The organism is Phycicoccus sp. Soil748 (genome assembly GCF_001428025.1).
Classification (GTDB): Bacteria; Actinomycetota; Actinomycetes; order Actinomycetales; family Dermatophilaceae; genus Pedococcus.
Window position 1 is genome coordinate 233,996 of record NZ_LMSC01000009.1, and the last position, 14,054, is coordinate 248,049.

Here is a 14,054-nt window from a genome sequence, read left to right on the forward strand (position 1 = left end):
CTACCCGCCGGACGGCCGGCGCATGGGGGTGTGCGGGATGCCGTCCTCGACGAAGCCGCGGCCGCTCGGGGCGAACCCGAACGCCGCGTACCAGTCGACGAGGTGGGACTGCGCGTCGAGCACCACGTCCCGCTCCCGCACTCCCTCCAGGGCCGTCCCCTCCAGCACTGCCGAGACGAGCCGTGCCGCGAACCCCCGGCCCCGCCACGCGCGCGCCGTGGCGACCCGACCGATACGCAGTGCCCCACCGTCGGCGCCGGGGTCGTCGAGCACGCGGAGGGTGGCCACAGGCACCCCGCCGCGCTCGAGCCACAGGTGGCGGGTCCCAGGCTCGAGATCGCGGCCGTCGAGGTCGAGGTAGGGACAGTCCTGCTCGACCACGAAGACGTCGGACCGCAGCGCCCAGAGCCGGTATGCCGTGAGCGCGTCGAGGTCCGCGAAGGCAGCCGAGCGCACCTCGTCCTGGGGTTCGCCCTGGGGTTCGCCCTGGGGTTCGCCCTGAGGTTCGTCCCGGGCTTCGTCCGGTGCTTCGTCCATGGCCGCGATGCTAGGCGGCGGCGACCGCGTCACGGACGTACGGGTCACGGGCCCACGGGTCACGACAGCAGCAGCCGTTCGAGGCGGCGGGCCGCACCCACGACGCCCACGGCCCCGAGCACGAGCAGGTAGGCGACGTGCCCCAGCACACCCCAGCCGACGTCGCCGAGCACGAGCGCCCGTTCGAGCGCGACCCCGTGGTAGAGCGGGGTGAGGCGCACCAGCCACTGCAGCGCGTCGGGGTAGGTCGACAGCGGGAAGAACGTCGCAGAGAACAGGAACATGGGCTGCACCGCGAGGGTGACGTAGTCGAAGTCCACCCAGGACCGCATGAACGTCGTCGCGAACATGCCCACCGCCGCGAACGCGAACCCGATGAAGACCGCAGCAGGCAGCGCCAGCAGCGCCCACCACGACCGGACGGCACCGGCGAGCAGCGCGACGACGAGGAACGCCGCCGAGTACATGCCGCCGCGCAGCAGCGACCAGCTGATCTCGCCGACCGCGACGTCGCGGGGCCCCATGGGCGTCGCGAGGACTGCGTCGTAGAGCTTGGCGTACTTGAGCTTGAAGAAGACGTTGAAGGTCGAGTCCATGACGGCGCCGTTCATCGCCGACGCCGCCAGCAGGGCCGGGGCGACGAACTGCGGGTAGGTGACCACCATGCCGGAGTCGGTGGTGACCGTCCGCACCAGCGCGCCGATGCCGATGCCGAGGGAGAAGAGGTAGAACACCGGCTCGGCGAACCCCGTGACGAGGGCGATCCAGCCGTGCCTAAACGAGGTGATGTTGCGCTCCACCAGCATCCGCGCCAGGCCGGCGCCCGCGGGCATGGGCAGCGCCCTCGCGAGGCGGCTGGCGACCGGCACCTGCTGGGTCGTGGTCATGAGGCCAACCTCCGCGTGAAGGTGCGTTCGGCGAGGAGCCAGCCCGCGACGGCGTACGCAGCGAGCACCAGCAGGTGGCCCACGAAGGGGACCGTGCCGCCCGAGGCCGACCACCCGCCGGAGACCGCGCGGCAGGCCTCGACGCCGTGCCACAGCGGGGTCACCCACGCCACGGGCTGCATCCACCCCGGCAGCTGGTCGACGGGGAAGAACGTGCCGGAGAAGAGCATCAGCGGCGTGATGATCCATCGGTAGAGGATGTTGAAGCCGTTGTCGCCCTCCTGAGTCGCAGTGAAAGCGAAGATCGGCGTGACGAAGGCCAGGCCGGTCAGCACCGCGACCGGAAGGCACGCGACCGCGGACCACGAGTCGAACCCGCCGAACAGGCTCGCCACCACCATGAACAGGCTCGTCGCCACGACGAGGTGACCCGTGATCGCCAGGAAGTGTCCGGCCAGCACGTCGCGGACGCGCAACGGTGTCGCGAGCTGGGCGTGGTAGCCCATGTTCCACTTGATGTAGCCGAGCACCTGGTAGCTCGACTCGCTCCAGGCCACCCACATCGTCTGCGTGGCCACGATGCCCGGCACGACGAAGTGCAGGTAGGGCCTGCCGTCGATGCCCCCGGCCCGGTCGTCGACGAGGGCACCGAGGCCGATGCCCATGGAGAGCATGAACAGCACCGGCGACAGCACCCGCGTGACGATGCTGCCGCGCCAGGTCCGCGCGTAGACGGTCGCGTGGTAGCCGCACACGGCGAGGACCCGCTCGACGGCGGAGAGTGGCGCCCTCGGGCCCCGCACGGAACGGTCGTCGTAGGCGGTCATCAGTCGACCAGCGTCCGGCCGGTCAGGGTCAGGAAGACGTCCTCGAGGGTCGAGCGGCGCACGAGCGAGGACAGCGGCGCGACCCCGCGGGCGTGGACGTCGGCGGAGGCACGGTCCCCGTCGTGGGCGTAGACGAGCAGCCGGTCGGGCAGCACCTCGACACGCTCGCCGATCCCGCTCACCTGCTCGGCGTGACGTGCGTGGTCGTCGACGTCGAACCGCAGCTCCAACACCTCACGCGTCGAGTGCTGCTCGATGAGTTCGCGCGGCGACCCCTCGGCGACGATCCGGCCGTGGTCCATGACCACGAGGCGGTCGCACAGCTGCTCGGCCTCGTCCATGTAGTGGGTGGTGAGGACGAGCGTCACCCCGGACCGCTTGAGCCGGAACAGCCTGTCCCACAACACATGTCGAGCCTGCGGGTCGAGCCCGGTGGTCGGCTCGTCGAGCAGCAGTATCTCGGGCGAGTTGATCAGCGAGCGCGCAATGGTGAGGCGCCGCTTCATGCCACCCGACAGGGGCTCGACCTTGTCGCCGGCGCGCTCGGTCAGCTGGGCGAAGTCGAGCAGCTCGGCTGCCCGCGCGCGAACCTCCTTGCGGGACAACCCGAAGTAGCGACCGTAGACCCAGAGGTTCTCCTCGACGGTGAGCTCCTCGTCGAGGGTGTCGCGCTGGGGACAGCTGCCCAGCCGGGCGCGGATCGCGGGGCCGTCGGTGGCCGGGTCGAGGTCGAAGAGCCGGAGCTCGCCACCGCTGACCGGCGACACGCAGCCCACCATCCGCATCGTCGAGGACTTGCCCGCGCCGTTGGGACCGAGGAACCCGAAGCACTCCCCCTTGCGCACCTCGAAGTCGACCCCGTCGACCGCCACGAAGTCGCCGAAGCGCTTGGTCAGCCCGCTGGCCCGCAGGAGGATGTCGTCGTCGCCACTCACTCGCAGAAACCTATCGACAGGTGCCGACAGACCTCACCGGCTTTTCGCCGCCGCGAGCTCGGCGACCAGGAGCGCCGCCAGCTCGGCGGCCGGCAGCGCACGGACCTCGGCGTGACCGGCGCCCGCCCACAGGTGCACGAGCTCCGCTTCGCCGGTGGCCTTCCCGTGCGCCCGGAGCGGCGCGGTCACGTGGTGCACGTGCGGGTATGCCGCGGGGGCGGCCTCGGTGAACAGGTCGGTCCACGTGGTGGCCAGGGCCCGGGCGCTGCGGCCCGTGAAGGCGCGCGTGACGACCGTGCGGTCGCGACGGGTCAGGGCGTCGACGTGCACGGGCGCGGTGCCGGCCTCGGGGCACGCCAGGAACACCGTGCCCATCGCGACGGCGGTGGCGCCCAGCTCGAGCAGCTCGGCCGCAGCGGCACCGGACACCACTCCCCCGGCCGCCATCAACGGCAGGTCGGACCGGGCACGCAGGGCGTTCACCAGCTCGCGCACCGGCAGCTGCTCGCCGCCCGAGTCGACCGGGCCACCCCGGTGCCCACCGGCCTCCCAGCCCTGGGCGACCAGCCCGTCCACCCCCAGCTCGCGCGCCCAGTCGGCCTCCTGCGGGTCGTTGACCGTCACCCACACCTGGCAGCCGACCGCCTGGAGGCGTGCGACGACCTCGGCAGGTGGCCAGCCGAACGCGAAGCTCACAACGGCCGGCGCGGCCGCCACGAGGACCTCGACCTTGGCGTCGAACGCGTCGTCGTCGTAGCGCGGCTCCCCGAGGACCACACCGGCTGCGGCCGCCCACGGTGCCAGGTTCGCGGCATACGCCCGGGCGTCCTCGAGCATCGACGGGTGGTCCGGTGAGGGGGCGAAGACGTTGACGCCGAAGGGGCCGGACGACCGCGAGCGCAGCTCGGCGACGTCGTCCGCGAGGCGCTGGGGCGAGAGGTAGGCGCCCGCGAGGAAGGGGAAGACGCCGGCGCGCGCCACCTCAGCGGCCAGGGTGACGGTGCTGGGGCCACCCGCCATGGGGGCCAGGACGAGCGGACGGGCCGCCCAGTCCGGCGCCGTCACCGCGCCGGCTTCCGCTCCACGCCGAGTCGCCGGGACTCGGGCACGTCCATCGCGTCGCAGATGGCCGCCCACACCACACGAGGGCTCTCGCCCGCCTCGATGGCCTCCAGCGGTGAGCGGTCACCCAGAACGCCCAGGACGTGGTGCCTGGCCAACGAGCTGGCGTAGGCCTCGCCGAACTCGTCGTTCATCAGGTCCCAGAACTTGCTCAGTCGCACCCCGCGAGTCTAGGCACGCCCGGCGACACCGGACGACCTGCGGTGACAGGCCTGGTTCGGCGAGGTGGCTGTCGGTGCCAGGTGGCAGGCTGTCCAGCACATGACCAGCGACGTGCTCGACCGATTCTCCGCCGCCACCGCCGAGTGGTTCCGCGGCTCCTTCAGCGAGCCCACGGCCGCGCAGGCGGGCGCCTGGCAGGCCATCAGCTCCGGGCAGCACGCCCTCGTCGTCGCCCCCACCGGGTCGGGCAAGACGCTGTCGGCGTTCCTCTGGGCGCTCGACCGCCTCGCGAGCACCCCGCCGCCCGAGGAGAAGCTCAAGCGGTGCCGGGTGCTCTACGTCTCCCCCATGAAGGCGCTGGCCGTCGACGTCGAGCGCAACCTCCGGTCACCGCTGGTCGGTATCGGGCACGCGGCCACCCGACTCGGCCTGCCCCAGCCGGACATCACCGTCGCCGTCCGCTCGGGTGACACCCCGGCCAACGAGCGACGGGCGTTCGCGCGGACCCCCAGCGACGTGCTCATCACCACGCCCGAGTCGCTGTTCCTCATCCTGACGTCGCAGGCGCGAGAGGCCCTGGCCGGCGTGGAGACCGTGATCCTCGACGAGGTCCACGCCGTCGCCGGCACCAAGCGGGGAGCACACCTGGCCCTGACCCTTGAACGCCTCGACGCGCTGCTCGAGCGGCCCGCCCAGCGCATCGGCCTGTCGGCGACGGTCGAGCCCGTGGACGAGGTGGCCCGCTACCTCGCGGGTGGCCGGCCCGTCGAGATCGTGCGGCCACCCTCCACCAAGGAGTGGGACCTCGACGTCGTCGTGCCGATCCCCGACATGTCGAGCCTCGGCGAGGTCATCGAGGGCGACCTGTCCGGGCCGGCCGCCGGCGCGGAGCGACGCGCCTCCATCTGGCCGCACGTCGAGGAGCGCATCGTCGATCTCGTCGCTGCGCACCGCTCGACACTGGTGTTCGCCAACTCCCGCCGGCTCGCCGAGCGCCTCACCAGCCGGCTCAACGAGATCTGGGAGGAGCGCCTCGAGGAGGCCGCTGCCGCGGAACAGACCTCCACCCGGGACAGCGCCGACGAGGCCGCGACGGTCGAGGGGTCGAGGGGATCCGCGGCGTCGAGGCCACCCCGTTCCGGCCAGGCACGCACCCCTGCCCAGCTCATGGCCCAGGCCGGCGCCTCGGCCGGTGCCCCCGCCGTGCTGGCCAGGGCCCACCACGGCTCCGTAAGCAAGGAGCACCGGGCGCTGATCGAGGAGGACCTCAAGGCAGGGCGGCTCCCCGCCGTCGTGGCGACGTCGAGCCTCGAGCTCGGCATCGACATGGGTGCGGTCGACCTCGTCGTGCAGGTGGAGTCGCCGCCATCGGTGGCCAGCGGGCTGCAACGGGTCGGGCGTGCCGGCCACCAGGTGGGCGCGGTGTCCCGGGGCGTGTTGTTCCCGAAGTTCCGCGGCGACCTGGTGCAGACGGCGGTGGTCGTCGAGCGGATGCGGTCCGGCGACATCGAGTCGCTGAAGGTCCCGGCCAACCCCGTCGACGTCCTGGCCCAGCAGGTCGTGGCCATGTGCGCCCTCGACGAGTGGACCGTCGACGACCTCGAGAAGGTCGTGCGGGGGGCGACGCCGTTCTCCTCGCTGCCGAGGTCCATCCTCGAGTCGGTGCTCGACATGCTGTCGGGCCGCTACCCCAGCGACGAGTTCGCCGAGCTGCGGCCCCGCATCGTCTGGGACCGCGTCACCGGCGTGCTGAGCGGCCGACCCGGCGCGCAGCGTCTCGCCGTCACCTCCGGCGGCACGATCCCCGACCGGGGCCTGTACGCCGTGTTCCTCGCCTCCTCCGAGGGTGCCGGTCGGCGGGTCGGCGAGCTGGACGAGGAGATGGTCTACGAGTCGCGGGTCGGTGACGTCTTCACCCTCGGCACCTCCACCTGGCGGATCGAGGACATCACCCACGACCGCGTCCTCGTGACGCCAGCACCCGGGCTGCCCGGCAAGCTGCCGTTCTGGAAGGGCGACCAGCTGGGCCGCCCCGCCGAGCTGGGCCGGGCCGTGGGCGGGTTCGTCCGCGAGGTCGTGGGGCTCTCGGACGCCAAGGCGCGGGCAAGGGTCACCGCCGCCGGGCTCGACGAGTGGGCCACCGACAACCTGCTCGCCTACCTCCGCGAGCAGAAGGAGGCCACGGGCCACGTGCCCGACGACCGCACCATCGTCGTCGAGCGCTTCCGTGACGAGATCGGCGACTGGCGGGTCGCGGTGCACTCTCCGTTCGGCGGCCAGGTCCACGCCCCGTGGGCGCTGTGCGTCTCCGCGCGGATGCGCGAGCGGTTCGGGGTCGACGTCCAGGCGATGCACGGCGACGACGGCATCGTGTTCCGGCTGCCGGACCTCGAGTTCGAGGACGGCCGCGGGGTGGGTGCCGAGCTCTTGGAGCTGGTGCGGCTCGACCCCGAGGAGGTCCACGACCGAGTCACCTCCGAGATCGGCGGGTCGGCCCTGTTCGCCGCCCGCTTCCGCGAGTGCGCGTCGCGCGCCCTCCTCCTCCCCCGGCGACGGCCCGACCGCCGCCAGCCCCTGTGGCAGCAGCGCCAGCGCGCCGCCCAGCTGCTCGAGGTGGCCAGCCAGTACGCCTCGTTCCCCATCATCCTCGAGACGGTGCGCGAGTGCGTGCAGGACGTCTTCGACGTCCCCGGCCTCGAGGGCCTGATGCGGGCGGTGGCGTCCCGCGAGGTCACGGTCGTCGACGTCGAGTCGCGCCAGCCCTCGCCGTTCGCCCGGTCCCTGATGTTCGGCTACGTCGCCCAGTTCCTCTACGAGGGCGACTCGCCGCTCGCCGAGAAGCGGGCCGCCGCCCTGTCGCTCGACCCGACCCTGCTCGCCGAGCTCCTCGGCCGTGGTGAGGGCCTGTCCCTGCGCGACCTGCTCGACCCGGCCCAGGTCGCGCGCACCGAGTCCGAGCTGCAGCGGCTCGTCCCCGAGCGCGCCTGCCGTGACGCCGAGGACGTCGCCGACCTCCTGCGCGTCCTCGGACCCCTGACCCTCGCGGAGATCCAGCGCCGGTCACTGGAGTCGCTGACCCACCAGGACGTCGGCGGGTGGCTGGTCGAGCTCGAGGGCGCCCGGCGACTCATCCGGGTGCGGGTCGCCGGTGAGGAGCGCTGGGCCGCCATCGAGGACGCCGGCCGCCTGCGCGACGCCCTCGGCTGCTCCCTGCCGGTCGGGGTGCCCCAGGCGTTCCTCGAACCGGTGCCCGACCCGCTGGGCGACCTCGTCGCACGCTTTGCCCGCACCCACGGACCGTTCCCCGTCACCACCGTCGCGACGTGGTGGGGTGTGGGTCCGGCGGTGGCCCTGGACGCCCTGCGTCGCCTCGTCTCCTCGGGCCGCGTGGTGGAGGGCGAGCTCCTCCCCCTCGAGAACGGCGGGGGCAGGCACGGGCTCGACTACTGCGACGCCGAGGTGCTGCGCATGCTGCGGCGGCGTTCGCTGGCAGCGCTGCGCGCCGAGGTGGAGCCGGTGGCGACGGTCGAGCTCGCCCGGTTCCTGCCCCAGTGGCAGTCAGTGGGCGGCGGCCTGCGCGGTCGTGACGGACTCGTGCGGGCGGTGGAGCAGCTCGCCGGCGCCGTGCTGCCGGCCAGTGCTCTGGAGACGCTGGTCCTGCCGTCGCGGGTCGTCGGCTACACCCCGGCCCTGCTCGACGAGCTGACCAGCAGCGGGGAGGTCCTCTGGCGTGGCCACGGCTCCCTGCCGGGCGACGACGGGTGGGTGTCGCTGCACCTCGCGGACACGGCCCACCTGACCATGGCCCCACCGTCGACGGAGCCACTCACCGACACCCAGCAGGTCATGGTCGACGCGCTGTCCGGTGGCGGCGCCTACTTCTTCAGGACGCTGTCGGACGCCGTGGGTGCCACCGACGACGAGCAGGTGCTCACTGACCTGTGGGGGTTGGTCTGGGCCGGGCGGGTGTCCGGCGACACCATCGCCCCCCTGCGCGCCCTGCTCTCCGGCGGCCGCGCCGCGCACCGCCGCACCTCCTCGGGGCCGCGGTCGTCGCGCTACGCAGGACGCCGCGGGTCCCTCGGCACCCTCTCGGGCCAGCGAGGACCAGGCCGTCCTTCGCTGCCGACGCGCACCGGTCCCCCCGCCGGGGCAGGACGCTGGTCCCTGCTGCCACCGGTGGAGGACGACGCCACGGTGCGCGCCTACGCAACCGCCGAGGTCCTCCTCGACCGCTACGGGGTGGTCACGCGCGGCGCCGTCGTCGCCGAGGACGTCCCGGGAGGCTTCGCCGGCGTCTACCGGGTACTGGCTGCCGCCGAGGAGTCCGGCCGCGTACGTCGCGGCTACTTCGTCGAGTCGCTGGGCGCCGCACAGTTCTCGACCACCGGCGCCGTCGACCGCATCCGCGCCGGGGCGAGGACGCCGGGCACCGACCCCGACGCGCCCACCGGGCCGGCGCTCGTGCTCGCCGCCACCGACCCGGCCAACGCGTACGGCGCGGCGCTGCCGTGGCCCGAGCGCGCTGCCGGCGACGAGGACGCCCAGAGCGAGGCCGGGACCCCCGCCCGCAAGGGGCACCAGCCCGGCCGGAAGGCGGGCGCCCTCGTGGTGCTCGTCGACGGTGAGCTCGTGCTCTACGTCGAACGGGGCGGCAAGACGCTGCTGTCCTGGACCGACGACCCGTCCCGTCTGCAGGCTGCTGCTGACGCCCTGGCCCTGGCCGTCCGCGAGGGCGCGCTCGGGCGGCTCACCGTGGAGAAGGCCGACGGCGGTGCACTGCTGGGGTCCGAGCACCCCCTCGTGTCCGCCCTCGCGAACGCCGGTTTCCACGCCACCCCCCGGGGCCTGAGGCTGCGCCGGTGACCCGTGCCTGAGGGCGACACGGTCTGGCGGACCGCGCACCGGCTGCACCAGGCCCTGGCGGGCGAGCGGGTCGAGGTCTGGGACCTGCGCTTCCCCGAGCTCGCCACCACCGACCTGCGCGGAGCCACGACGACCGAGGTCGTGAGCCGGGGGAAGCACATCCTGCACCGCCTCGACGCCGGGATGACCCTGCACTCCCACCTGCGGATGGAGGGGCAGTGGCGCGTCGAGGCACCCGCCGACCTGCCGCGGTGGCTGCGCCGCGCCGACCTGCGAGCTGCAGTCGGCACGACGCGCTGGAGCGCCCTCGGCCTACGCCTCGGGATGCTCGACCTGGTCCCCACCAGCCGTGAGGACGAATTGGTCGGCCACCTCGGCCCTGATGTCCTTGGCCCCGACTGGGACGCGGGGGCCGCGGTCGGCAAACTCGTCGCCTCGCCGACGACGATCGGCGCCGCCCTGCTCGACCAGCGCAACCTCGCCGGTGTCGGCACGCTGTGGGCGTCGGAGTCGCTCTTCATCGAACGGGTGCCGCCGTGGACGCCGGCCGCCGACCTCGCCCCCGAGGTCGTCGAGCGGCTCGTCGCCCGGGCGCACCGGCTCCTCGACACCGCCCGCCACCACGCGGTGCAGTCGAGCACCGGCAACCGTCGCCGCGGCGAGGAGAGCTACGTGCACGCGCGCTCCGGCCGGCCCTGCCGACGGTGCGGCACCGGGATCCGGGTGGCGATGATCGGGCCGCCCGGGCAGGAGCGGACGATGTTCTACTGCCCCGGGTGCCAGGGCGGGCTCGGCCCGACCGACGACGGCCGCCTGCAGCGCCCCATGGGCTCGGCCGGCGGCCGCGCCAACGCCTACCGTCGCGCCTGACGAGCACGCGCAACCTGCACGCCCGTGCGGCCGACTCACGCGCCACGCCTCAGGGCGCGGCCGAGGCCCCCGCCCGCGCGAGGATCTCCTCGACGACTGCGGTCTTGGCCTTGGCGTAGTCCTGCACGTAGCGCCACCGGCGCTGCGCCAGCTCACGCTTGACGGCGGCGTACCGCGCGCGGTCCTCGTCGTGGCTGCGCAGCCAGTCGCGGAACGCGAGCATCCTGTGGATCTCAGCCGCCCCCAGGTCTGGCGACAGCACGTGCAGGTTGACGTCGTGCGGCGCACCGTCGAGGCGACGTCGGTAGAGGACCCGGTGCTCGAGCCAGGCGGGCTCCCGGATGCGCAGGACGAGGCCGACTGCCTCGAGGGCGGGCACGTAGCTCGCCTCGTCGGCGGAGTCGGGCACCTGGAGCAGCATGTCGATGACGGGCTTCGCGGGGAGCCCCGGCACCGAGGTCGACCCCACGTGGTCGACGGCAAGGGCCACGGGCCCGAGCGAACTCACGACCCGGTCGCGCTCCTGCGCGTAGGTACCCGGCCATGTGGGGTCGGGGTCGACGACCACGACGGGGACGGAGTACGGGCGCAACTCGCCCACCACCGCGGCAGGGGGCGGAGGGTCCTGCGACACCGGTCGGAGAAGGTTCAGGCGGCGGAGGCGGAGACCATCGCCGCGGGCGGCAGCGGCAGGGCCACGGGGGCCGTCAGCGCCTCGGTCTCGGCGACACGCTCGGAGACCTGCCCCAGCACCTCGGACAGCGGCAGGCGCAGGGCCCCGCAGATGGAGGACAGCAGCTCCGAGGAGGCTTCCTTCTCGCCGCGCTCGACCTCGCTGAGGTAGCCGAGCGACACCGACGCCGCAGCCGAGACCTCGCGCAGGGTGCGTCCCTGGGACTGGCGCTGCTCGCGGAGGACGTCCCCGAGTTCACGTCGAAGCAGGATCAAGGCGCCTCCCTCAGTGGTGCGGTGCGAAGAGTCCGGGGCCCGGACGCTCTGGTGCTGGACGAGTACGTGACCACGGTACCCCGAGCCCCTGACGCCACGCGCGCAGGATTCGGGAAACAGGTGCTCGGGATCGTCAACGACCACCCGAGCCGGAATCTTCCGTCCCAGGGGTCGCACCCGTCCCGGTCTCGGCGACCACGTCGGCCACGACCTCGGTGAGCAGGCCCAGCGCGGCCGCGACCGTCTGCCGGCGGATCTGCTGCCGGTCGCCGAGCAGCACCAGCGGGCGCACCTCGACCTGCTCGTACGACTGTCCCTTGCGGGCCACGGCGACGAAGACCGTGCCGACGGCGTGGCCGTCCTGGGCGTCCGGTCCCGCGACCCCCGTGGTGGCCACCCCGAGGTCGGAGGAGCAGAGCCGGCAGACCCCGACGGCCATCTGGCGGGCGACGTCGGCCTGGACCGCACCGCCCGCGTCGAGCAGCTGGGCGTCCACCCCGAGCACCTGCGCCTTGACGTCGGTCGCGTAGCTGATGACGCCACCGCGCACCACCGCCGAGGCCCCGGGTACGTCGGTGAGGGTGGCCGTGACCAGGCCACCGGTCAGCGACTCGGCCGAGGCCACGGTGAGGGACGCGTCGCGCAGCGCGTCGAGGGTGCGCTCGGCCGCGTCGTGCGGCGACTCGGCGGCCGGAGGCTCGACGGGCTCGATGGGCTCGATGGGCACTGTGGTCATCGGGCCATCATCGACGACGAGCGGCCCGCGCCGCACGCTTGCGCTGCGCGCGCTCGCTGGTCTGCCGCAGGCGGTGGGCCTTCAGGGCGATGTCGAGCCCCGTCACGACGGTCACCAGGACCGCCAGCGCGAGCACCACGTCGGCCACGAGCTGCCAGGCGTGGGCGCCCGGGAAGGTCGTGAGCGGCAGCGTGAACAGCGTCAGCCCCAGGCTCTGCAACGCGGTCTTCACCTTGCCGCCGCGGCCGGCCGGCATGACGCCGTGGCGGATGACCACGAACCGCATCACGGTGATGCCCCACTCGCGGACCAGCACGACCACGGTGACCCACCACGGCAGCTCACCGAGCACGGCGAGCCCGACGAACGCCATACCCATCAGGGCCTTGTCGGCGATGGGGTCGGCGATCTTGCCGAAGTTGGTGATGAGGCCGCGGGCGCGGGCGATGTCGCCGTCCACGCGGTCGGTGGCCGTCGCGATCACGAACACGGCGGCGGCCCACCAGCGCATGGCCGCGCTGTCGCCGCCCTCGGCGAGCAGCAGCACGCCGTAGACCGGGACGAGGAGGATGCGCGACACGGTCAGGCCGTTGGCGAGGTTCCACGCGCTCGGCGCCGGCGTGGGCACCGGCTGCGTCATGGGGTCGGGCCGCGGCGCCGACTCGCTCATGCGGGCTCCGCCACGAGGTCGATGCCCTCGGTTGCCACCACCGTCGCGCGCACGATGTCGCCGACGGCCACGTGCGGCCAGTCCTCGGGCGCGAGCAGCGTGACGCCGTCGACGTCGGGGCCCTGGTGCTCGGCGCGGCCGACGACCATGAGCTCGTCGTCCTCGGCGTCGCCCGGGACCGACTCGACCAGCACCGACAGCACCTCACCGATGCGCTCCTCGGCGCGCTGGAGGTTGAGCTGCTCGATGAGGGCGGTGAAGCGCTCGACCCGCTCGGCAACGACGTGCTCGGGGAGCTTGTCGCCGTAGGTCTCGGCCTCGGTGCCGTCCTCGTCGGAGTAGCCGAACACGCCGGTGACGTCGAGGCGCGCAGCGACGAGGAACGCCTCGAGCTCGGCGAGGTCGTCCTCGGTCTCGCCGGGGAAGCCGACGATGACGTTGCTGCGGATCCCGGCCAGCGGCACCCTCGCGCGCACCTGCTCGAGCAGGCCGAGGAAGGCCTCACGGCCACCGAACCGCCGCATGGAGCGCAGCAGCGGCGCCGAGGCGTGCTGGAACGAGATGTCGAAGTACGGGACGACGCCCGGCACCGAGGCCATGGCGTCGAGCAGGTCGGGACGGATCTCGGCGGGCTGAAGGTAGGACACGCGCACGCGCTCGATGCCGGGCACCGAGGTGAGCTCGGGAAGCAGCTTCTCGAGGAGGCCGATGTCGCCGAGGTCCTTGCCGTAGGACGTGGAGTTCTCGCTGACGAGGAACAGCTCCTTGACGCCTCGCTCCCCCAGCCAGCGCGCCTCGGCGACGATGTCGTGCGGGCGGCGTGAGACGAAGGCCCCGCGGAACATGGGGATGGCGCAGAACGCGCACCGGCGGTCGCAGCCGCTGGCGATCTTGAGCGGCGCCCACGGACGGCCGTCGAGCCGGGCGCGGATGACGCGCGGCCCTGAAGCCGGGACCGGGCCCTCGATGGTCACGTCGACGGGCTCGCTGGACACCTCACCGTGGCCGGGGAGCGCGACACCGGCGCTGCCCTCCTGGCGCTGGACCGGCGACAGGGGCAGGAGGCGGCGGCGGTCGCCGGGGGTGTGCGGTGCCGGGGCGTGGCCGTCGAGGACCGCGCGCAGGTGGGACGACATGTCTGCGTAGGAGTCGAACCCGAGCACGGCGTCGGCCTCGGGGAGCTCGGCGGCGAGCTGCTCGCCGTACCGCTCGGCCAGGCAGCCCACGGCGACGACCTTCTGCGTCTTCGACTGCCCCTTGCGCGAGGAGGCCTCGAGCAGCACGTCGATGGAGTCCTTCTTGGCCTGCTCGACGAACCCGCAGGTGTTGACGACGGCGACGTCGGCCTCGTCGGCGTCGTCGACGAGCAGCCACCCCTCGGCGGCCAGTCGGCCGGCCAGCTCCTCGGAGTCGACCTCGTTGCGGGTGCACCCCAAGGTCACCAGGGCCACACTGCGCTGCACGGTCGAGCTCATGCCCACCACTCTACGGGTG

At 73.3% G+C, this 14,054-nt stretch carries 13 protein-coding genes; 2 read left to right on the top strand and 11 right to left on the bottom strand.

Translation table 11 applies throughout. The annotated features are described in order from the left end of the window. From ASG70_RS15100 to ASG70_RS15125, 6 genes are read right to left on the bottom strand one after another with little or no spacing between them, the layout of a single operon-like run. Window positions 1-537, bottom strand: coding sequence for a GNAT family N-acetyltransferase (locus ASG70_RS15100; RefSeq protein ID WP_082590857.1), 537 nt, complete (start codon window positions 535-537; stop codon window positions 1-3). 59 nt (window positions 538-596) lie between these two features. After that, entirely contained in the window at window positions 597-1,424 is an 828-nt protein-coding gene (locus ASG70_RS15105; RefSeq protein WP_056884670.1) for an ABC transporter permease, read from the bottom strand. Continuing rightward, window positions 1,421-2,251: an ABC transporter permease gene (locus ASG70_RS15110; RefSeq protein ID WP_056884671.1), complete on the bottom strand. Its 831-nt coding sequence runs from the start codon at window positions 2,249-2,251 to the stop codon at window positions 1,421-1,423. The genes ASG70_RS15105 and ASG70_RS15110 overlap by 4 nt, the downstream gene beginning before the upstream one ends. Continuing rightward, window positions 2,251-3,192 (bottom strand): ABC transporter ATP-binding protein, encoded by a 942-nt coding sequence (locus tag ASG70_RS15115; protein ID WP_200949309.1) that lies wholly within the window; start codon window positions 3,190-3,192, stop codon window positions 2,251-2,253. Before ASG70_RS15115 ends, ASG70_RS15110 begins: the two co-directional genes overlap by 1 nt. A gap of 27 nt (window positions 3,193-3,219) precedes the next feature. Next, a complete protein-coding gene (locus ASG70_RS15120; RefSeq protein ID WP_235531523.1) occupies window positions 3,220-4,251 on the bottom strand; it encodes a nitronate monooxygenase family protein in 1,032 nt (343 codons plus the stop codon). Continuing rightward, window positions 4,248-4,469 (bottom strand): DUF3046 domain-containing protein, encoded by a 222-nt coding sequence (locus tag ASG70_RS15125; protein WP_056884673.1) that lies wholly within the window; start codon window positions 4,467-4,469, stop codon window positions 4,248-4,250. The genes ASG70_RS15120 and ASG70_RS15125 overlap by 4 nt, the downstream gene beginning before the upstream one ends. 100 nt (window positions 4,470-4,569) lie before the next feature. Between ASG70_RS15125 and ASG70_RS15130 the strand changes: the two genes are divergently transcribed. Continuing rightward, window positions 4,570-9,336 carry an ATP-dependent helicase gene (locus ASG70_RS15130; RefSeq protein ID WP_056884674.1) on the top strand — a complete coding sequence of 1,589 codons (4,767 nt, stop codon included), beginning with the start codon at window positions 4,570-4,572 and terminating at the stop codon, window positions 9,334-9,336. A gap of 3 nt (window positions 9,337-9,339) precedes the next feature. Then, window positions 9,340-10,206 (top strand): Fpg/Nei family DNA glycosylase, encoded by an 867-nt coding sequence (locus ASG70_RS15135; RefSeq protein ID WP_056884675.1) that lies wholly within the window; start codon window positions 9,340-9,342, stop codon window positions 10,204-10,206. 49 nt (window positions 10,207-10,255) lie between these two features. Here the strand turns inward: ASG70_RS15135 and ASG70_RS15140 are convergent, their stop codons facing one another. From ASG70_RS15140 to rimO, 5 genes are all read right to left on the bottom strand, one after another. Next, window positions 10,256-10,810, bottom strand: coding sequence for a GrpB family protein (locus tag ASG70_RS15140; RefSeq protein WP_235531524.1), 555 nt, complete (start codon window positions 10,808-10,810; stop codon window positions 10,256-10,258). A 44-nt stretch (window positions 10,811-10,854) separates the two neighbouring features. Continuing rightward, window positions 10,855-11,154 carry a helix-turn-helix domain-containing protein gene (locus ASG70_RS15145; RefSeq protein WP_056884677.1) on the bottom strand — a complete coding sequence of 100 codons (300 nt, stop codon included), beginning with the start codon at window positions 11,152-11,154 and terminating at the stop codon, window positions 10,855-10,857. A gap of 133 nt (window positions 11,155-11,287) precedes the next feature. Then, the gene (locus tag ASG70_RS15150) at window positions 11,288-11,890 is read right to left on the bottom strand and encodes a CinA family protein (RefSeq protein ID WP_082590921.1); all 603 of its coding nucleotides are present in this window, start codon (window positions 11,888-11,890) and stop codon (window positions 11,288-11,290) included. 7 nt (window positions 11,891-11,897) lie between these two features. After that, entirely contained in the window at window positions 11,898-12,560 is a 663-nt protein-coding gene (pgsA, locus tag ASG70_RS15155; protein WP_235531525.1) for a CDP-diacylglycerol--glycerol-3-phosphate 3-phosphatidyltransferase, read from the bottom strand. Further along, a complete protein-coding gene (gene rimO / locus ASG70_RS15160; protein ID WP_056884678.1) occupies window positions 12,557-14,035 on the bottom strand; it encodes a 30S ribosomal protein S12 methylthiotransferase RimO in 1,479 nt (492 codons plus the stop codon). Before rimO ends, pgsA begins: the two co-directional genes overlap by 4 nt. Window positions 14,036-14,054: the final 19 nt, after the last annotated feature.

What these genes read in the sequence shown, in the direction of transcription:
- ASG70_RS15150 (WP_082590921.1), bottom strand. Translation starts at nt 11,890, where the DNA reads ATGACCACAGTGCCCATCGAGCCCATCGAGCCCGTCGAGCCTCCGGCC.
- ASG70_RS15105 (WP_056884670.1), bottom strand. Translation starts at nt 1,424, where the DNA reads ATGACCACGACCCAGCAGGTGCCGGTCGCCAGCCGCCTCGCGAGGGCG.
- ASG70_RS15100 (WP_082590857.1), bottom strand. Translation starts at nt 537, where the DNA reads ATGGACGAAGCACCGGACGAAGCCCGGGACGAACCTCAGGGCGAACCC.
- ASG70_RS15130 (WP_056884674.1), top strand. Translation starts at nt 4,570, where the DNA reads ATGACCAGCGACGTGCTCGACCGATTCTCCGCCGCCACCGCCGAGTGG.
- pgsA (WP_235531525.1), bottom strand. Translation starts at nt 12,560, where the DNA reads ATGAGCGAGTCGGCGCCGCGGCCCGACCCCATGACGCAGCCGGTGCCC.
- ASG70_RS15110 (WP_056884671.1), bottom strand. Translation starts at nt 2,251, where the DNA reads ATGACCGCCTACGACGACCGTTCCGTGCGGGGCCCGAGGGCGCCACTC.
- rimO (WP_056884678.1), bottom strand. Translation starts at nt 14,035, where the DNA reads ATGAGCTCGACCGTGCAGCGCAGTGTGGCCCTGGTGACCTTGGGGTGC.